The sequence below is a fragment of the Megasphaera coli genome (genome assembly GCF_900095855.1).
In the GTDB taxonomy this organism is placed as follows: domain Bacteria; phylum Bacillota; class Negativicutes; order Veillonellales; family Megasphaeraceae; genus Megasphaera; species Megasphaera massiliensis_A.
Window position 1 is genome coordinate 1,201,961 of sequence record NZ_FMIY01000002.1, and the last position, 18,435, is coordinate 1,220,395.

Annotated in this window: 16 protein-coding genes and 4 tRNA genes; 6 read left to right on the top strand and 14 right to left on the bottom strand. The window is 49.3% G+C overall.

The window, feature by feature from the left end; all coding sequences use genetic code 11:
- Window positions 1-49: 49 nt before the first annotated feature.
- From BQ2674_RS06305 to BQ2674_RS06325, 5 genes are all read right to left on the bottom strand, one after another.
- A complete protein-coding gene (locus BQ2674_RS06305) occupies window positions 50-1,426 on the bottom strand; it encodes a glutamate decarboxylase (RefSeq protein ID WP_075573378.1) in 1,377 nt (458 codons plus the stop codon).
- A 77-nt stretch (window positions 1,427-1,503) separates the two neighbouring features.
- Window positions 1,504-2,994, bottom strand: coding sequence for a putative glutamine/gamma-aminobutyrate antiporter GadC (gadC, locus tag BQ2674_RS06310; protein ID WP_075572963.1), 1,491 nt, complete (start codon window positions 2,992-2,994; stop codon window positions 1,504-1,506).
- 172 nt (window positions 2,995-3,166) lie between these two features.
- On the bottom strand, window positions 3,167-4,735 hold the full coding sequence (locus BQ2674_RS06315) for a PAS domain-containing protein (protein WP_075572964.1): 1,569 nt from the start codon (window positions 4,733-4,735) through the stop codon (window positions 3,167-3,169).
- 119 nt (window positions 4,736-4,854) lie between these two features.
- Window positions 4,855-6,030 carry an amidohydrolase gene (locus BQ2674_RS06320; protein ID WP_075572965.1) on the bottom strand — a complete coding sequence of 392 codons (1,176 nt, stop codon included), beginning with the start codon at window positions 6,028-6,030 and terminating at the stop codon, window positions 4,855-4,857.
- Between the two features lie 12 nt (window positions 6,031-6,042).
- Window positions 6,043-6,855: a carbon-nitrogen family hydrolase gene (locus BQ2674_RS06325; RefSeq protein ID WP_205407615.1), complete on the bottom strand. Its 813-nt coding sequence runs from the start codon at window positions 6,853-6,855 to the stop codon at window positions 6,043-6,045.
- Between the two features lie 131 nt (window positions 6,856-6,986).
- Here BQ2674_RS06325 and ybaK point away from each other — a divergent pair, with 131 nt between their 5' ends.
- Together ybaK and BQ2674_RS06335 are read left to right on the top strand one after the other, a co-directional pair.
- Window positions 6,987-7,502, top strand: coding sequence for a Cys-tRNA(Pro) deacylase (gene ybaK / locus BQ2674_RS06330; RefSeq protein ID WP_075572967.1), 516 nt, complete (start codon window positions 6,987-6,989; stop codon window positions 7,500-7,502).
- Window positions 7,499-8,155, top strand: coding sequence for a uracil-DNA glycosylase (locus BQ2674_RS06335; RefSeq protein ID WP_075572968.1), 657 nt, complete (start codon window positions 7,499-7,501; stop codon window positions 8,153-8,155). Before ybaK ends, BQ2674_RS06335 begins: the two co-directional genes overlap by 4 nt.
- Before the next feature lie 50 nt (window positions 8,156-8,205).
- Here BQ2674_RS06335 and BQ2674_RS06340 read toward each other — a convergent pair.
- Window positions 8,206-8,279 (bottom strand) — tRNA-Gly (locus BQ2674_RS06340).
- 58 nt (window positions 8,280-8,337) lie between these two features.
- Here BQ2674_RS06340 and BQ2674_RS06345 point away from each other — a divergent pair.
- Window positions 8,338-8,826 (top strand): hypothetical protein, encoded by a 489-nt coding sequence (locus BQ2674_RS06345; protein WP_075572969.1) that lies wholly within the window; start codon window positions 8,338-8,340, stop codon window positions 8,824-8,826.
- A 92-nt stretch (window positions 8,827-8,918) separates the two neighbouring features.
- Here BQ2674_RS06345 and BQ2674_RS06350 read toward each other — a convergent pair.
- The 4 genes from BQ2674_RS06350 to speE all read right to left on the bottom strand — a co-directional run bounded on the left by BQ2674_RS06350 (window position 8,919) and on the right by speE (window position 10,074).
- Window positions 8,919-8,994, bottom strand: a tRNA-Lys gene (locus tag BQ2674_RS06350).
- Between the two features lie 5 nt (window positions 8,995-8,999).
- Window positions 9,000-9,074, bottom strand: a tRNA-Gln gene (locus BQ2674_RS06355).
- 1 nt (window position 9,075) lies between these two features.
- A tRNA-His gene (locus tag BQ2674_RS06360) sits at window positions 9,076-9,151 on the bottom strand.
- A gap of 74 nt (window positions 9,152-9,225) precedes the next feature.
- Window positions 9,226-10,074 carry a polyamine aminopropyltransferase gene (speE, locus tag BQ2674_RS06365; RefSeq protein WP_075572970.1) on the bottom strand — a complete coding sequence of 283 codons (849 nt, stop codon included), beginning with the start codon at window positions 10,072-10,074 and terminating at the stop codon, window positions 9,226-9,228.
- 343 nt (window positions 10,075-10,417) lie between these two features.
- Here speE and BQ2674_RS06370 point away from each other — a divergent pair, with 343 nt between their 5' ends.
- Genes BQ2674_RS06370 through BQ2674_RS06380 form a run of 3 tightly spaced genes read left to right on the top strand, consistent with a single transcriptional unit; the run spans window position 10,418 to window position 13,487 of the window.
- Window positions 10,418-11,557: an efflux RND transporter periplasmic adaptor subunit gene (locus BQ2674_RS06370; protein WP_075572971.1), complete on the top strand. Its 1,140-nt coding sequence runs from the start codon at window positions 10,418-10,420 to the stop codon at window positions 11,555-11,557.
- 15 nt (window positions 11,558-11,572) lie between these two features.
- Window positions 11,573-12,280 carry an ABC transporter ATP-binding protein gene (locus BQ2674_RS06375; RefSeq protein WP_075572972.1) on the top strand — a complete coding sequence of 236 codons (708 nt, stop codon included), beginning with the start codon at window positions 11,573-11,575 and terminating at the stop codon, window positions 12,278-12,280.
- Window positions 12,270-13,487: an ABC transporter permease gene (locus BQ2674_RS06380; protein WP_075572973.1), complete on the top strand. Its 1,218-nt coding sequence runs from the start codon at window positions 12,270-12,272 to the stop codon at window positions 13,485-13,487. The genes BQ2674_RS06375 and BQ2674_RS06380 overlap by 11 nt, the downstream gene beginning before the upstream one ends.
- A gap of 65 nt (window positions 13,488-13,552) precedes the next feature.
- On the opposite strand, the gene BQ2674_RS06385 is transcribed toward BQ2674_RS06380, so the two are convergent.
- The 4 genes from BQ2674_RS06385 to selD form a co-directional block, all read right to left on the bottom strand.
- Window positions 13,553-14,467: a TDT family transporter gene (locus tag BQ2674_RS06385; protein ID WP_075572974.1), complete on the bottom strand. Its 915-nt coding sequence runs from the start codon at window positions 14,465-14,467 to the stop codon at window positions 13,553-13,555.
- Between the two features lie 22 nt (window positions 14,468-14,489).
- Window positions 14,490-15,629 carry an aminotransferase class V-fold PLP-dependent enzyme gene (locus tag BQ2674_RS06390; RefSeq protein WP_075572975.1) on the bottom strand — a complete coding sequence of 380 codons (1,140 nt, stop codon included), beginning with the start codon at window positions 15,627-15,629 and terminating at the stop codon, window positions 14,490-14,492.
- A gap of 28 nt (window positions 15,630-15,657) precedes the next feature.
- On the bottom strand, window positions 15,658-16,950 hold the full coding sequence (purB, locus tag BQ2674_RS06395) for an adenylosuccinate lyase (RefSeq protein ID WP_075572976.1): 1,293 nt from the start codon (window positions 16,948-16,950) through the stop codon (window positions 15,658-15,660).
- A gap of 436 nt (window positions 16,951-17,386) precedes the next feature.
- A complete protein-coding gene (gene selD, locus BQ2674_RS06400) occupies window positions 17,387-18,427 on the bottom strand; it encodes a selenide, water dikinase SelD (RefSeq protein ID WP_392397681.1) in 1,041 nt (346 codons plus the stop codon).
- Window positions 18,428-18,435 lie beyond the last annotated feature (8 nt).

An 18,435-nucleotide genomic window follows, 5' to 3' on the forward strand; every position in this document is an offset into this window, starting at 1 on the left:
TATGAATATACTCGCTTTTCTGTGCTGAAATTATTTATTGTTTAATTTTTTAGTGAGCAAATGCCGTTCCTTCCTCAGGTGTCACATGCGACACGATTTCATGCGTCTTAAAGTAGTCGATGCACCGATTCATATCCTGCATTAATAAAGATACCAAATCACGGCTTACGCCGTGGCGAATGAGTGCCCGCTGCACAACCGTATCCTCCGCCCGTGCCGGCAGGGAATATGCCGGTACCTGCCACCCTCTGGCGCGCAGACGATCGGCCAAATCATATAACGTAAAGTTGATTTTCGCGTTATCCCTCAGCTTCCATGTAACGGCCGGAATTCCCTCTTCCGGATTGCCGTCATAGACGACTTCAAAAAGACCCGTCTTTTCCAGTTCTTTTGCCAAATAGGATGCCGTCTTGTAGCAATTCATATGAATTTTTTTATACCCTTCCCGGCCCAAACGCAGAAACAGGTAGTACTGCGCAATAATTTGCCCGGCAGGGCGGGAGAAATTAAGCTGAAAAACGGACATGTTGCCTCCCAAGTAATTGACATGGAATATCAAATCCTCCGGCAGATCCGCCGCATCACGCCATAAGACCCAACCGCAGCCGAGAGGTGCCAGGCCGAACTTATGACCTGACGCGCTGATGGACTTAACGCGAGGCAGACGAAAATCCCAAAGGATATGCGGTGCGCAGAAGGGAGCCAAAAAACCGCCTGACGCGGCGTCCACATGAAGATCGACAGATATGCCCGTTTTCTTTTCATATGCATCAAGAGCATCCGACAGAGCTTTTATCGGTTCGTATTTACCTGTAAAAGTCAGACCGAAAGTTGCGACGACGCCGATTGTATTTTCATCAATGTACTTCACCATATTTTCAGGCGTCATATAAAAGGCGTCCCTTTCCATAGGCACTTCACGCAGCTCTATATCCCAGTAAGCGGCAAATTTATGCCAACATACCTGAACCGGGCCTGTAACGATATTGGGCCGGCTTACGTCTTTGCCTGCGGCCTTTCTCTTAGCTCGCCAGCGGCGATACATAGCCAAACCGCCGAGCATGCATGCTTCCGACGAACCTACTGTGGACGTACCGACGCTGCGGCTCCTGTCAGGAGCATTCCATAATTGAGCCACCATGCTGACGCACCGTTCTTCGATTTCAGCGGTCTGCGGATACTCGTCCTTATCGATCATATTCTTACTGATGGAAATATCCATCAGTTCATGCACTTCGTCACTCAAATACGTCTGGCAGAAAGTCGCCAGGTTCTGCCGTGCATTGCCGTCTAAGAAAAGTTCGTCTCGAATGAGTTCCTTAATAACTCGCGGCGCACTTTCCTTTTCAGGCATTTTATACTTCGGCAATTCCACGTCGCTGTCGCGGCTGCTGAATATACTTTCGTATTTTGAATCTTTATTCATTGCATATACTCCCATCATAAAAGCCTTCTCTCTTCAATACAATACATAACTATATAATACTAATCAGTACATCTCCTCTACTCTTTCTTCTGCTCCGGGTCCCGCAGAAAAGGCGCCAGTTCTTCACCCTGCCGTTCCATAACCCAGGACGGCCTGCGGCAGGCGTAAATAATGAGCGGTAATCCGACAAAGAGGACGTACCCGCAGAAGAGGACACTGTACCAGATAGCAGTACTGCCGACTTTAATCTGTGCAGGCGGTAAAAAGCCCAGCACAAAAGCCATGGCAGCTCCGATGCAGCCGACGAGTCCCCAGAAATAGATCCCGTACTTACCTCCGGGAACAGTAAAAGGACGCTTCAGCTCCGGATACATATGACGCAATTTCATTCCCGATAAAAAGAGGAGAAAATACATGCTCAAATAGAGAATTGCCGTGAGTTGTCCCAGAATTTGATATACGGCCTGGACGGACGGCATAAACGTAAAGAGCAAAATTAAAACCGTCACGATTCCGCCTTGAACAAGGAGAATGTTTATCTGCACGCCCCGGTCATTTGTCTTTTGTAAAAAAGGCGGTAAAAAGCCGTGATGACCTACTGCCAAAAGTCCCTTGCTCGGTCCGCCGATCCACGTGGATACACCGGCAAGGACACCGATGACCAACATGAGAGCCACCAGGGGCGTCAGTGCGGTCAATCCGTAAGCAGTCAAATACTTGTCGAAGGCGACGAGCAGTCCCTGCGTGAGATTAATAGACTGTGCCGGCAAGACAAAGGCGATGGCAAGGGTTCCGAAGACGAAAATGCAGACCGTCAGGATCGCCGCCGCAAAGATAGCACGCGGATAATTGCGCTGCGGGTCATCTATTTCCATAACATGGACGGCTGAAAGCTCCATGCCGGCAAAAAAGAGAAATATACTCGACGCCAAAACAAGATTATTCAGCTGCGACAAGTCCGGTACAAATGTGAGGGCAGACGTATCCATCGCCAAAGGCTGCCCGCCTGCAAGCCACAGGATACCGAAAAAAATCAAAAAAGCTGCCGGAATGATCGTGCCGACCAAACCGCCGTACTTACTGATCTTTGCGCTTGCAGAAAGGCCGCGCAGATTTATAAATGTGGCACACCAATAAATGACAAAGCAGGCGGCGGCCACATAAATTCTGTTATTGGCCAAAGGTACTTCCGTCGCCGCCGGATCGGCACCGATATAAGCGATGGAGACGGCAGCAAAGGTGAGGACCGTCGGAAACCAAATAGTGTTTTGAATCCATTGCAGCCAAATGGCTACAAACCCCGCTTCAGGTCCGAGAGCTTCACCGACCCATCGGTAAACTCCTCCTTTTTGCGGAAAGGCGGCCGCCAGCTCCGCCGAAATCAAAGCGACGGGAATAAGAAAAACAACAGCCGCAAAAAGATAGTAAAAGATAGAGCCGAGCCCGTAACCGGCTTCACTCGGCAGCCCCCGCAGGCTGACGACGGCGGCAACATTCATGACGGCCAGTGTGAACACGCCGAGGCCGCGTGACTTACCTGCAGTTTTTGCCGTTGAATCTTTATCCATATAAAGTCCCCCCTTCTTCCGCCTACATTATAGTCTTCTTTATTTTCTATGTCCATAATTTTAAAATGCAATCTCATTTATTGACAAAATATATAAATTTACCTGTCCTGATTGTGTTGAAAAACAAAAAGAGCCGCATCACCAAGATACGGCATCATTTTGTGTCACTACACTATTTCTTTTCGTGTTTTCTTATTTCCGCCTTTACTTTCTCCAACAGCTCATCCGGTTCAAAGCCGCCGCGACGTGCCGCCATGCCGAGATCCGCCAATCTGCCCATAGCGGCGAAGATAACGGGATTTTTCAATTTCTGATAAACCGGTGAAAGCTCAACAAAGAAATCCTTCAAATAAGGGTACTTGTCAAACAACCCTGCCATCGTGATAGAGGTCGTCAAATCATCGACACCGGCGGACGGTTTCGTTTCCGCAGGTGCCGCGGCGGTCGGTGTCGTTACAGGCGATGCCGCTTCTTTGCGTTGTTCTGCAGCGATGCTTTCACCGTCTTTCGCAAAGGGCGTCACATCTTGCATAGTTTCCAATACGCCGCGGAAATTGCCTGCTTCATCATGGACACCGATATATTCGATATGGACTATTCTTCCTTTTTTCTTTAATGTAAATTGAACTTTGTCTTTTTCGCCGGAGCGCAGGGATGATACAACGCGATTAACGATGGGCCATACTTCGCGAGGATGACAGTTCTGCAAAAGTCTGCCGATGATCCCCGCACTGCGGTCAAAGACACGTTCCTTTGTGTCCGTGTAAAATTTGACGATATCATTTTCATCTGTAAAGGTCAGATCCATAGGTAAATGCCTGTAAATAAGGTTAATTTGTTCCAGCGTAAGCCTGCCGTTGGCAACATCCAGTATTTCTTCAGCCGTCTTGCCGATCTTATACTTTTGCAGGAGCGCATTGAACTCGTCCGCAAAGCCCTCCGTCGGCCCTTCTGCCATAACCTTTGCAGGTACGGCTTCATCCTGCTTTGTTTCCGGAAGGAACCCCTGCGGCTCGTCTATATTGGCAAAGCCGATTTCTTCTTCACCGATACGCATTTGACGAAACTCCTGTTCCGTCAGAAGCTTCAGCGACGTCGGATAAAGAATGGTCCGTTCTTTGAGCATAATATCTTCTATTTTTTCGATAACTTCGGGCTGCAATTCACGAAACGCTTTTTCGTCATCCTTATCGAGAAGCTTTTTACCCTTGCCTATAACATTGCGCACGGCATCGTCAAAGCTCCACATAATAGCCGTCGGCCTGTCAAACCCCTTCTGTTCAAGGAAGGGGAAAAGCTGATTGTGCTTGCGCGCAAAGTGGCGTTGGTACAAGAGAAGCTTATCGTACACTTCAAGCCACTCATTTTTAATAAATTTGTCTTTGGCGAGGAGCGCTTTCATATGGCCGACAATCTTTTCCATGACTGCGTTTTCCGCCATGAACGTGCGAACGGGGTGTCCTTCAGGAAGCGCTTCCAAGGCCGGCTGCCGCAAAATACCGTCAAAGAGGCGGATAATGTCATTCATGCGGTCATGCATTTCTTCGTCCGCCATGCCTTCTTCTTTCAGCTTCTGTTCGCCGTATGCAAATTCCTCAGGCGTTACATAGTCAAATTTGGATTTCAGTTCCCGCCGTGCTTCGTCAAAGGACAGGCGCCCTGCTACATAGTCCATTTTGATGCGAACTATTTCTTCACATTTTTTTACATCTACATCAAATACACGTGCTTTATCCGTCATAAGACTTCACTCCTTACGCAAAAATTAATTCCGTAATGAAACAGTTTATCATCTCTATGGTCGGAGTATACGTCTTAGAAGAGTATTCGTCCATTGGATTTACAACAAAGGAGCGATACTTATTCTTTGTTCCGTTCTTTGGCGAATTCGTCGGCGACAGCACGACGCAGGTCCGCGTCAGCCGCCAATTTCAAGACGACATTGCCCATAATTTCGGCACCGCGCATAATGACCGGCTCAATTGTCTTATCTTGTACCATCGCCGCGATTTCCCGCGAATGGCCGGGGTAATACGTATTCCCTCCGGCAAGGCGAATATGCAGTGTCGGGCATTCGTGACTCACATTGCCGATATCGGAGCTGCCGCCGGCGCGGCGGCTTACCGTATAAGGCACGGCGAGTTCCTGCAATACTTCTTCCGCAAGGCCCGCAGCCGCTTCATTCCAAAGCATTTCATCATAATCCAGGCCCATGGAGATGACGTCATATGTCGTATCCGTTGCAATAGCCGCCCCTTTGATACAGTTCATGACTTTGCCTACGAGTTCATCTAAATAAGGCCGCGACGTGTAGCGAAGTGTACATTCAAGCTCCGCTCTGTCAGGCACGATATTTGATGCCGTACCGCCGTCGACGATATACGCACCTATGCGCGCTTCCGGCCGAATGTGCTGGCGCAGCATGTCCATGCCGTGCAGGGCGAGCATGGCCCCGTTCAACGCGTTTCGGCCCTTCCAGGGATCGTTGGCGCCATGAGCCGTCCGACCGTGAAAAACGACGCGGTAACAGCTGAGAGCGAGAAAATTCTCATTCGGTTCCGTCTCATTGGCCGATATGTGAGTCATCAGTGCCAAATCATAGTCTTTAAAAATGCCGGCCCGACACATGAGGACCTTGCCGCCGCGCAGCTCTTCATCCGGAGTGCCGATGAGGTCGATATCTGCAGGCAGGTCACTGAGCTCACTCAGACCCAGGCAGGCAAGGAGACTCATGGCGCCGTTTGCCGAGTGTCCGCAGCCGTGCCCGATTTCGGGAAGTGCGTCGTATTCGGCGAGTACGGCCACCTTCATGACAGGTTTTTTTGCTCTGCGCACGGCGGCACGAAAGGCCGTCGCCTGCCCTGTAAATTTCTCTTCCACTGCGAACCCGCAGTTCTTACAAAGTTCCACATAAGCCGCGCAGGCACGATATTCCTCGCCGGACAGTTCCGGATCGGCGGCAATGGCGTAATTGAGCGCAAAGGCCGTTTCTTTATTTTTGTCTATCTTTTCTGCAAGCGCTTCCTGAAGCCCCATGAGCCTATCCCCCTATACTGTGTTCTTTCCTGCTGCAGCCTTTTCATACAGAGCCGGTCTCCTGTCCGCAAAGACCGTGATTTTTTGCCGCACTCGCCCCGTTTCCACGGGCTCTATTGTCGCCTCTATAATATCTTCAGCGTCGCCGCCCTTTGCCGAGGTTTCACCAAGCGGGCCGAAGACGGCCGAACCGCCGCCGCCGATTTTCCCCTTTACGTCGTCAACTGCGTTAGCCATAACGACATAGCACTGGTTTTCAACGGCTCGAGCCCGCCCCAAAAGATGCCAATGGTCGATACGCGCCGCCGGCCACGACGCCGGTATAAAAAGAACCTGAGCCCCCGCCAGAACGGTCAGGCGCACCCATTCACAAAAACGCAGGTCATAGCAGATAACGGCACCCATATTCACGCCGTCAAGGGAAAAAAGACCGGGCGCGTTGCCCGGCGTGAATTTTTTATCTTCCCCGGCCGGAGAAAATAAATGGGCCTTGTCATATGTTGCCGTAAGGCTGCCGCCGCGGTTATAGACATACATACGGTTATATGCCTTCCCGTTCTCCTGAACGGCAACGGATCCGCCGACAATATTAACCTCATGCGCCGCCGCAAAGGCGGATAAAAACGCTTGCGTCCGTACACCGCCTTCATCGGCAGCACGCAATACATCGTCCGGATAAAAACCCGTATTCCACATTTCCGGCAAAACGACAACATCGGGTTTATCCGCCTGTACGGCCGCTTCCATCCGCTCGGCCGCAGCAGCGTAGTTGCAGTCGACGTCGCCGAGGCGGGAGGCAAATTGAATGATTGTTATTTTCATCATATCACCTGCTCTACGTAAAAAATTATTAGTAATTTTATTATACGAAAGGAAGACAGGCTATGCAACAAGACATGGCAGGCACGCCCCATTTATGATATAGTAAGGACATACTGAAAGGATGGGCCGGGCTCATGTCAAAAATAAAAAAGACCAATGTTATGCGTATACTTGATAAAGCGGGCATCGAATATACAGTCAAAACATATGAATATACAGAAGACGATTTATCCGGTCTTCATGCCGCAGCCGCAACCGGACTCAATCCCGACCGTGTTTTCAAAACGCTCGTCGGGGAAGGAAACAAGAACGGCCCTGTCGTCTTCTGTATTCCCGTGCATAAAGAACTGGATTTGAAAAAAGCCGCCCACGTAAGCGGCAATAAAAATGTGCGCCTCGTTCATGTCAAAGAGCTGCCGACTTTGACCGGATACATCCGCGGCGGCTGCTCACCCGTAGGTATGAAAAAACTCTTTCCCACTTATATAGACGCAAGTGCAATAAATACCGATATCATCAGTATCAGCGCCGGGCAAAGGGGTATTCAGGTGCTCCTTGAGCCCAAAGACATACAAGCCGTGACCGAGGCGGCCTTTGCGGATCTGGTCATGGAAGATATTATTTTAACGGAAGGACGTGTCCGCCCATGACAGCTTCTTGGCAAGATTGGCTTGACACCTTGACGCGCTGTGATTCCTGCCCGCTCCGTCACGAAGGAAATCGCGGCCCGACGCGCAGCTCCGGGCCTGCAGATTCGCCCATTATGTTCGTCGGTGAGGGGCCCGGCGGTGTGGAAGATGAATACGGCGTCCCGCTCGTCGGGCCGTCGGGAAAGCTATTGGATAAGGCGCTGTGGAGTGTCGGTCTGACGCGGGACCGCATATATGTGACGAACATCGTCAAATGCCGCCCCCGTAACAACCGCACGCCGACACTGGAAGAAGGCAGATACTGCGCAAACATTCACCTGGTGCGGGAGATTGAACTTGTAAATCCTAAGGTTATCGTCTGTCTCGGTAAGGTGGCTTTTCAATACTTTTACGGACAGGCTGCAAGCATTATGCGCAATCGCGGCAAGTGGCTCGAGCACGGAGATATTCCCGTCATGCCCACATATCATCCGGCCTTCCTGCTGCGGCAAACCGGCACAGAGCTGGTCGAGTCAAAATGGCAGGTCTATTACGATCTGAAGGCAGCCGTCGAAAAAGCAAAGAAATCCTGTCCCGACTACCTCTACGGCAGCAAAACCGTTCCCGATTTGCTGCAGCAGTATAAAGCGTTGAAAGAAAGCAGACATTTCTGAAAAAGGTTGCCATGACGGATTTGGTATCTTGTCATGGCAACCTTTTGTTCTGGAGCGGATGAAGGGGATCGAACCCTCGTACCAAGCTTGGGAAGCTTGTATTCTACCACTGAATTACATCCGCATGAGTTACTTGTTCAGTATATCAATAAAGCCATTTTTTGTAAAGGAGAACTGCTTCCATGGCTTGGAAAAACGACTGGATTCTCTTGGTACTTCTCATTTTCTACGGCTCTCTTTTTACGGTACTTTTCATTTCTTTACAAAAATACCGGGAATTATCCGGCCATGCCGCAATAGACTCCTGGCCTTTTATGGTTGTCGACAGCCGTTTGGTACTCAATAAATGGGCCTTGAACCGGTTTCCTCTCCTTCAGCTCTTTCACACCGCAACGATTTCCTTTCCCTTAGCGTCCGTTGAACAGGTGGAAATCGGATACAGCAGTTACCTTTCCATAGCCGGTTTCAATTCCTATGTGCGCATTCACACGAAAACCGGCAAAAAATCGGCCCGCTATTGGTATTCTTGGTCAGTCCGCAAACAACGTCCGGCACTGCATAATACAAAAGAAGAGTGTTTCCGCACGATGACTCTCTTATCGGAAAAGCTGATGGAAATGTGTATTCCCAACTATATACGCAAAGAAGAATTATGGACATTTTTCCATTGAGCTCTTCCAAACACGAGAGTTTTTCGGTTACAAATGCGAACTCCCAATCTCACAGAAATCCGTGCAGATTGGGAGTTCGCATTTACAGTCTATGGTGATCCACCCGAGACTCGAACTCGGGACACCCTGATTAAAAGTCAGGTGCTCTACCGACTGAGCTAGTGGATCATAGCTGGCAGGGGTAGCTGGATTCGAACCAGCGCATAGCGGAGTCAAAGTCCGGTGCCTTACCACTTGGCTATACCCCTGTGGGGCGAGTAAAGGGGATCGAACCCTTGAATAACGGAGCCACAATCCGCCGTGTTGACCGCTTCACCATACCCGCCATATAGGTCATCAAAAAGTCGATGACCTAGTCATCTTATCATGCAGACAAAGTCTCTGTCAAGCCTGTATGCTTTATTTACCCGCTTCTCCGTACAACAGTTCTTTTACGAAATTAGGCAATACAAAAGCGCTCTTCTGAATGCCTTCATTATAGTACTGCGTCGGGAAGATACGTTTTCTGTTCGGTTCCCACGTAAGGGGATCGTATTTTTTGGAGCCCATCGTAAAGCAGTGCATCCCCGTAGGGTAGAGGGGAATAAAAGCCGTGTACAGCCGCGTAATGGGGAAAATAGCACTTACTGCGTCGAACACTTCTTTCACCAGTTTACGATGCATAAAAGGAGATTCCGTCTGCTGTACGAAAATACCGTCTGCTTTCAAGGCTTTATACGTATCCTTATAAAATTCGCGCGTAAACAGCCCTTCGCCGGGGCCGACGGGGTCGGAGCAGTCGACAATGACTACATCATACAGATTTTCCGCTTCTTTCATGAAAGCAATGCCGTCGCCCACTTTAACGGTCAACTTCGGATTTTGTTCCAACATGGCCGACGCAATGCGCGGAAAGTATTGCTTGGACAACTCGATGACCTTGCCGTCAATATCGACCATCGTCACGTGTTCCGCTTCCGGGTGCCGCACGGCTTCTCTTGCCGTACCGCCGTCGCCGCCGCCGATAATGAGGACATTCTTCGGCTGTGGATGCAGGAAGAGAGGAATATGCGCAATATTTTCGTGATACGTAAATTCGTCTCTGTCCGACGTCTGAAACACGCCGTCCAACACGAGCACGCGACCGTATTCTTTGCTTTCCGCAATGACAATATCCTGAAAATCCGACTTTCCTTCATAAAGTATTTCCGATACTTCTGCACACAAATCCAGATAAGGGGACTGGTGTTCCGTAATATATTGTTTCATGTCATGCCTCCGAGTTGCTTCAATAATAAATATATCCGTTTTATTGTAGCACACTTCGCCCGGAGAAAACATATTTTTATGGGTCAGTCAAACATTATGTTACAAAATTGGTCAGGAGAAGAAAATGAGAAGAACTCCTTACCCAACTAAAATATTCCCGCAGTTATTTTGCACTGAAGCCGTTACAGGGATATTTTATTGCCGAATTATTACAAGTTAACTAAATTTGCCGTTCTGTGCAGAAAAATCTTTAATCAGAGCCATTCCTTATGATATACTAATGTTCAAGTTTTTTAATCAGTCTTTTATATGCGGGATCTATCTTCCCCTTACAGGTGATGAAATGAAATTGGATGTAAATAAGCTAAAAAAGAAACGTAAACTCCTCATAGTGGTCTTTCTTATCCATGTCTGTGCAATAGGCGGCTATCTCTATTATCAACATACAGTGACGGCACAAAATATGAAAGCCGTTGAAACGGCGGACGTCACAAGGATGAATATAAAATCAACCGTATCAGCTACGGGTACGATCAGCCCTGTAAACTCCGTTGAAGTATCGCCGAAGATCACGGCCCGTATCAGTACTGTAACGGTCAAGGAAAATGACAGCGTCACTAAAGGCGAAGTGGTCGCCACTTTAGACGGCAAGGACTTCGAAGCCAAAAGAGATCAGGCTCAATTCAAGGTAACGAATGCACAATTAAAATATGAACGGGCCAAGTATCTCTACGAAACCGGAGCCGGCTCCAAGCAGGATTACGACGACGCAAAGTTTAATTATGATACGGCTATCAGCAACTTAAGCGAAGCCGAGTCGGATGTTGCCGAAACGGTCATTACCGCACCCATGAGCGGTACCGTCGTAGGCGAACCTAAGACTCCCGGCACAATGGCGGTACAGGGCAACAGCAATCCGACAGTCATCATGCGCATTGCCGACACGGCAACCAAACAGATCGTAGCCAAGATCGATGAAACGGATATCGGTAAAATCAAAGTCGGTCAGGATGCCGTCTTTACGGTCGATACCTATACGAACAAGACCTTTACGGCCCGTGTATCCAAAATTTCTCAAACGGACACCGGTAATACATGGGATACGACGGATTCTTCCGAAACGACGTCATCTTCATCGTCATCTTCGGCAAGTGTTATCTATTACTATGTCACCTTGGATGTAGACGATCCGAACGATGATCTTCGCCTCGGTATGACGGCACGTGTCGACATCAATACCTCTCAAAAAGACAATGCCCTTGTCATCCCCATTGCCGCACTCAAGACAAATAACAACGGCTCTTACGTCTTGCTCGTTAAGGACGACGGCTCAACGGAAGCCGTAAATGTTACAACAGGTATTTACAGCGACGAGTATGTAGAAATAATCAGCGGATTGTCCGAAGGAGACAAAGTATCCGTCACGTACACGTCGGCAGGTAAATCTTCGTCAAACAATGACCAGGGACCGCCGCCGATGTAAAACAAGGAGTACACGATGGATAAAATAATGATTGATTTAAAAGATATCCGTAAAACTTACCGCATAGGTTCGCAAGATTTCGCCGCTCTGGCAGGTATTACCTTACAGATAAAGGAGGGAGAATTCGCAGCACTCATGGGCCCGTCCGGGTCAGGCAAGTCGACGTTGATGAATATTCTCGGTTGCCTGGATCGCCCCACTGCGGGATCATACAAACTGGACGGGGAAGAAGTTGCCAACCTGTCGGATGATGAGCTGGCATTTACCCGAAACAAAAGTATAGGATTTGTCTTTCAAAATTTCAATCTTCTCGGACGCATATCCGCACTTGACAACGTAGCTCTCCCGCTGGTATACGCCGGTATCAGCAAAAAAGAGCGGACTGAGCGGGCGATGGAAAAGCTTCGTGCCGTCGGTCTTGATACATGGTCTCACCACAAACCGAACGAACTGTCCGGCGGCCAACGACAACGCGTCGCCATCGCCAGGGCTCTCGTCAACGAGCCGCACATCATCATGGCCGACGAACCGACCGGCAATTTGGACACAAAGTCGACAAAAGAAATTATGAATATTTTCGAAGAATTGCATAGAGACAAGAAAACGGTCATCCTGGTTACACATGAACCGGAAATTGCGGCTTGTGCAGGCAGGCAGCTGCTGTTGAGTGACGGTGTGATCACGAAAGATGCCGGAAAAGGGGTGGTCATGGATGTTGTTTAGAGAAAGCATCGCCATCGCTTTAACGGCTCTCTTTTCCAATAAACTTCGATCTATTTTGACAATGCTCGGTATTATTATCGGCGTCGGAGCCGTCATCGTCATGATTTCCATAGGCATGGGAGTTAAGAAAGAGGTCACCGATTCGATTGCCAGCCTCGGCAGCAATATGCTTATCGTTACTCCCGGTTCATCGAATTCCCGCGGCATCCGCACAGCTGCCGGTTCGGGTAAAAAGCTGAAATATGATGATGCGACAGCAATAAAAAAGAAGATCAAAAATATCGACTATGTAGCTCCGACAGTCAACAACTCCTATCAAATAGTCAACGGCAACGAAAACTGGAATACCTCCGTATACGGAGTAACTCCGGAATACTTGAATATCCGTTCCCTAAACGTTACAACAGGCTCTTTTATTACTCAATCCGACTTGGATTCACGCAACCGTGTAGCCGTCATCGGCTCAACAGTAGCCTCAAATCTCTTTGACACGGAAAATCCTGTAGGTAAGAACATCCGTATCAATAATCAGCCTTATAAGGTCATCGGGGTCCTTGAAGCAAAGGGACAATCTTCCATGGGCTCCGACCAGGACGATGTCGTCCTCGTCCCCTTGACGACGGCACAGGAACGGCTCATGGGCATCACCTATCTCCGCTCTATCAACATTCAAGTTTCAAGTCCCGATAAAATTGATGAAGTACAAAGTCAGGTGGAGACCTTATTGCGCCAACGGCATCATATTACGGGCACAAAAGAGGATGATTTCACAGTTCGAAATCTGACGAGCCTGATGGAAACAATGACCAGCACGACAGCCATGCTGACTCTTTTCCTCGGCAGCATAGCTGCTATTTCCCTCATTGTCGGCGGGATCGGTATCATGAATATAATGATGGTTTCCGTCACGGAACGCACGCGGGAGATCGGCATTCGCAAGGCCTTAGGTGCAACGTATCGCACCATTATGATGCAGTTTCTCATCGAAGCGATCATTATCGGCGTCATCGGCGGTCTTTTAGGGATCCTTATCGGTATCGCCATCGTGGAACTCGTCAAGCAGACAGGCAGTTTTACACCTGTCATTACGGCTTCACCGATCATCGTCTCCTTCTCCTTTTCCGTCGGTATAGGTCTTTTTTTCGGGATCTATCCGGCACGAAAAGCGGCCAGACTCGACCCTATCGAAGCTTTGCGTTACGAATAAACAACTATATACAAAAAAGACGAGATTCGACTGTCTGCAGCCGTGACTCGTCTTTTTTTGTATAACTATCTTTCATTATTTCTTCGCCAAACATGTACGCTGAAGGCAAGAAGAACTCCCAACGTAACGATACCGGCAATAGCCGTCGTCACGAGCGTTATTCCTATTGCCGCCGGGGTTTGGAAAAAAATCTTACTTACATCACGAGCCGCTACGGCGAAAATGACAAGCGGAAATGTAAAAGAGGCAAATGTCGGATAAAATTTTCCGTTTCTGCAGAGGCGGACAATACAGGCGAGACTCATTCCATAAAAGGCCAGTCCCGGTACGGCAAGAAGCAGAAAAAAAGGCATATCCGGCAATCCTGTCGTATGAAGAAAAGCACAAAGACAAAGAGATGACGGTGCCGCAAAAATCGCCAGTGTCGGTTGTTCCCTTTCTTTTAGCGGCAAGACACGAAGGCGCCGGATAATAAGAGCTCCGATAACGACATATGCGATCAAGCCCCATGACAGCAGCATCGTCATCAGTCCGAAAGAAACAAAACCCGGGGGAGCCGTTACAACAGCAACAACAATACCTACATAGATGACAAACCATGAAGGCAGTACGTTTTCCAATCTGAATTTTCCGATAAATCGTTTTGTAAAGGATAAAATCAGACTGCCGTGCCAAATAAGTCCGCCATACCATAAAAGCAGGCCGGCAAAGTCCGACCAAGACACGGTATACGTCGACAGCGACATGACGGTCATCGACAAAACCGGCATGATCGGTGCCGACAAGGGATGTCCGGCATCCTCCTTATAGAGCCGGGGATACCGAAGATAGCGTAAGAGAACGATCGTCAAAAGCAGGCTTGCCGTGTACAGGCAAGCACAAGAAAAGCCCCGTCCGTACGGTTCAAGCAAACGGCTCATCGTTGCCAAAGCTAAGGCTATCCCGCCGCCTGCAACGGGGATGGATTCTAAAAGTCTCATAATATTTCCCTGACCGCAGGCTTTACCGAGCCGCTATATCGCGCAGTGCCGCAAGCGCAGCCTTTATTTCCGCTTCCGTCGTAAAAAGGCTGAGGGAAAAACGGACGGCGCCGCGGGCCTCCGTTCGCAGCTCTTTGTGCATGAGCGGCGCGCAGTGAAATCCCGCCCGCGTGGCAATTCCGAAATCTTCCCAGAGCAGTTCGCTCACCAGGGCGGATTCGGCTTCGCCTATGTTAAGAGCAAAGACGTTAACGCGCGGACCTGAAAAATCGCCGTATACGTGAAGGTTGTCTATTTGCTTCAGGCCGTCCACAAAAAGGGCGGACAGACGCTTCTGCACCTGCGTGACATCTTCGGCGCCTCTGTTCAGGAGATACTGCACGCCTGCACCGAGGCCGGCGATGCCGGCAATGTTGGCCGTACCGGCTTCAAAAACGCCAGGAACGGCATGAGGAAATCCCCTGTCAAAAGTGTGCACACCGTCACCGCCCGTAATAAGCGGCTTTACTTGCACATCCGTGCGCACGACTGCACCGCCCGTCCCGCCAGGACCGTAGAGCGACTTATGTCCCGTAAAGCAGGCAGCCGTAATCACATTATCGGACAGATCTACGGGATAAGCGCCGGCAGTCTGCGAAACATCGACAATCAGCATGAGTCCGTGTGCCTTACAGAAAGCTTTTATACGGTTTAAATCAAGAACATTACCGGTCAAATTGGAAGCATGATTGCAAACGACGGCCTTCGTTTCCGGCCGGAGCAAGGCTTCAAACTCATCGTAGTGGAGAATGCCCGTCTCCGCGTCGGAATGAACAAAGTCGACGGACAGGCCGTCATCTTCCAGTTGATATAAAGGTCGTAAGACCGCATTGTGCTCCCATGTCGTGGAGATGACATGGTCCCTTGCAGACAGCAACCCCTTTAAGACCTCATTTAAGGCGACTGTCGAATTATACGTAAAAGCGACATCGTAGGCGTTACCGGCATGAAACAACTCTTTTATAGATTCTTTCGCCTGCAGGACCGTGCGATAAGCGCGCAAGGCATAGCCGTGAGCACCCCGTGAAGGATTGCCCATTTGTCCGCTTGTCAGCGCTTCATATACGGCTTTGGCAACTACTTCCGGTTTATGGGCTGTCGTAGCTGCATTATCAAAATACATGCGTACTTCTCCCCTTTCTGCCACTTCCTTACAATCCGAAGCGGGCAAAGATTGTATCTACATGGCGCAACATTTTATTAACATCAAAGCACGCTTCAATGTCTTCATTCGTCATAACTGTTGCAATATCTTCATCTTTCTTCAGATTTTCCAGGAAATCTTCTCCTTCAAGCCACCGTTTCATGGCATTTCGCTGTACCCAGCGGTAAGCCTGTTCACGAACGGCGCCCTTTTCGACGAGCCTATTCAATAAGATGGGGCTGAAGATTAAGCCGCCTGTAAGCTCAAGGTCCTGCATCATTTTTTCGGGATACACGATAAGGCGATCGACGACACGCGTAAAGGTCGTAAGCATATAATCGAGGGCAATCGTGCTGTCCGGCAAAATGATGCGCTCTACGGAAGAGTGGGAAATATCCCGTTCGTGCCAAAGTGCCACATCTTCCAATGCCGCCTGGGCATTGCCGCGAATGACGCGGGCCAGACCGCACATGCGTTCACACGTAACGGGATTTCGCTTATGAGGCATAATAGACGAGCCCTTCTGTTTCGGGCTGAAATATTCTTCCGCTTCGCGCACTTCCGTCCGCTGCAAGTGTCTGATTTCCGTGGCAAATTTATCAATAGACGCGGCAATAACGGCCAAGGTCGTCATAAATTCGGCATGGCGATCACGCTGCAGTGTCTGCGTAGAAACGGGTGCCGGCAAAATACCGAGCTTTTCGCAGACATACCGTTCAATAAAAGGATCCACATCGGCGTACGTGCCGACAGCACCGGATATTTTCCCGACCGATATGACCTCTTTTGCCCGTCGCATGCGTTCAATATTGCGCTCCGTTTCGGCAAGCCACATGCACAGCTTCAGGCCGAAGGTCGTCGCCTCCGCATGAATGCCGTGAGTTCGACCGATGATCGGCGTGTACTTGAACTCGACGGCGCGACGACGCAAAACCAGGCGAAATGCTTCCAAGTCCTTCAGCAGAATCTCCGACGCCTCTTTTAACATATATCCCAATGCCGTATCCTTCACGTCTGTCGACGTGAGACCCAGGTGAACGTATTTCCCCGCTTCACCGATATTTTCGGAAAGGTTGGAAACAAAGGCGGCAATGTCATGGTGCGTTTCCGCTTCAATCGCATGAATGCGCTCTACGGAAAAGGACGCTTTTTCACGGATTTTCTCAGCCGCTTCCTTCGGAATATTTCCCAATTCCGCCTGTGCTTCACTGGCCAGGATTTCCACCTGCATCAGCGTATGCCATTCATTCTGTTCGCTCCAAATATGACCCATTTCTTCATTGGTATATCGTTCAATCACGCTGATCTCTCCTTTTCACGAAGTGATAATAAATAAAATACACACGACTACTTGCAAAGCAGCCGTGTATGTACTCACTTAAAACATAGTGTTGTCATCTTCCGCCTGTTCCGGGATATCCTGCAAAACCTCCCGGCGTCAGCCGGTATCGGCCAATTTCTTCCTTTTCAATCAAATACCTTGCTCTTGAGCTGCAATTTATTCATCGTCTGCGGCAATTCACTCTTCACCGCCGTCAAAATTACCGTGCATCTGAATAAAAACTGCCGAACACGGCGGCTATTGTTTTTTATATAAAATTCTCCCTCCCCACTCCTTGTACTCGTTGTTTTTTATTATCCTATATTTCCATATAATAGGCAATACAAAACACACGGCTGCAAACACAAAAGGGCATACATCCGCAATGTGACGTATGCCCTTGCCGCCGATATGACTACTCGACTACGATAGCCGTATCTTCTTTTACCGTTACGTACCCGATTATTTGGCCGCACGGCAAATTGTCTTTCAATTCTTTTTCCAAGGCAACCGCATCTTTTTCACTGACTGCGATCATGAGTCCGCCGGAAGTCTGCGGGTCATAAAGAATATCCATAACCGCTTCACTTATATCTCCGGCAATCTTTACGTGACCCTTCGTGTAATCGCGATTGCGATACGCGCCGGCCGGAATAAAGCCTTCCTCCGCCATACCGACGGCTTCCGGATGGTAAGGCATGTTCTTCACGTCCAAGTGAAGTGTCATGCCGCTTCCCGATGCCATTTCATAGGCATGTCCCATGAGGCCGAAGCCCGTAATATCCGTACAACTGTGAACGTCATACTTAATCATAATGTCGCGCCCGTATTTATTGAGCTCCGCCATTTCCTTGAAAAGTTGCCGTTCCAATGCCGGTTCTACGAGGCCAACCTTTGCAGCCGTCGTCAAAATGCCGACGCCAAGCGGTTTGGTCAGGAGCAGAACGTCACCTTCGCGAGCCGACGAATTGCTGAGCAATCGGTCGGGATGCATGAACCCCGTTACGGAAAGACCGTATTTCGGTTCTTTGTCTTCAATTGTATGCCCGCCCGTAATGAGTACGCCCGCTTCATAGGCCTTGCTGTAGCCGCCTTGAAGAATTTCCCGAACTGCGTCCTGCCCCATGGCGGAATTGATACACATGACATTCATGGCCAGTTTCGGATCCGCACCCATGGCGAATATATCGCTCAACGAGTTTGCTGCCGCAATTTGACCGAACATATACGGATCGTCCACAATAGGCGGAAAAAAGTCTACGGACTGAACAATTGCCAAGTCGTCGCGAACTACATACACGGACGCATCATCACTCTTATCGTAGCCGACAATCAAACGGTCATCGTGATGGCGGGGAATCCCGTCCAACATTTGTGCCAGCACGCCGGCACCGACCTTAGCGCCTCAGCCGGAGCAGGAAGCCATTGACGTTAATTTAATGTCGCTCATTGTAATCACACCCT

Coding starts and splice junctions, on each gene's coding strand:
- BQ2674_RS06305 (WP_075573378.1), bottom strand. CDS start 1,426: ATGAATAAAGATTCAAAATACGAAAGTATATTCAGCAGCCGCGACAGC.
- gadC (WP_075572963.1), bottom strand. CDS start 2,994: ATGGATAAAGATTCAACGGCAAAAACTGCAGGTAAGTCACGCGGCCTC.
- BQ2674_RS06315 (WP_075572964.1), bottom strand. CDS start 4,735: ATGACGGATAAAGCACGTGTATTTGATGTAGATGTAAAAAAATGTGAA.
- BQ2674_RS06320 (WP_075572965.1), bottom strand. CDS start 6,030: ATGGGGCTTCAGGAAGCGCTTGCAGAAAAGATAGACAAAAATAAAGAA.
- BQ2674_RS06325 (WP_205407615.1), bottom strand. CDS start 6,855: ATGATGAAAATAACAATCATTCAATTTGCCTCCCGCCTCGGCGACGTC.
- ybaK (WP_075572967.1), top strand. CDS start 6,987: ATGTCAAAAATAAAAAAGACCAATGTTATGCGTATACTTGATAAAGCG.
- BQ2674_RS06335 (WP_075572968.1), top strand. CDS start 7,499: ATGACAGCTTCTTGGCAAGATTGGCTTGACACCTTGACGCGCTGTGAT.
- BQ2674_RS06345 (WP_075572969.1), top strand. CDS start 8,338: ATGGCTTGGAAAAACGACTGGATTCTCTTGGTACTTCTCATTTTCTAC.
- speE (WP_075572970.1), bottom strand. CDS start 10,074: ATGAAACAATATATTACGGAACACCAGTCCCCTTATCTGGATTTGTGT.
- BQ2674_RS06370 (WP_075572971.1), top strand. CDS start 10,418: ATGAAATTGGATGTAAATAAGCTAAAAAAGAAACGTAAACTCCTCATA.
- BQ2674_RS06375 (WP_075572972.1), top strand. CDS start 11,573: ATGGATAAAATAATGATTGATTTAAAAGATATCCGTAAAACTTACCGC.
- BQ2674_RS06380 (WP_075572973.1), top strand. CDS start 12,270: ATGTTGTTTAGAGAAAGCATCGCCATCGCTTTAACGGCTCTCTTTTCC.
- BQ2674_RS06385 (WP_075572974.1), bottom strand. CDS start 14,467: ATGAGACTTTTAGAATCCATCCCCGTTGCAGGCGGCGGGATAGCCTTA.
- BQ2674_RS06390 (WP_075572975.1), bottom strand. CDS start 15,629: ATGTATTTTGATAATGCAGCTACGACAGCCCATAAACCGGAAGTAGTT.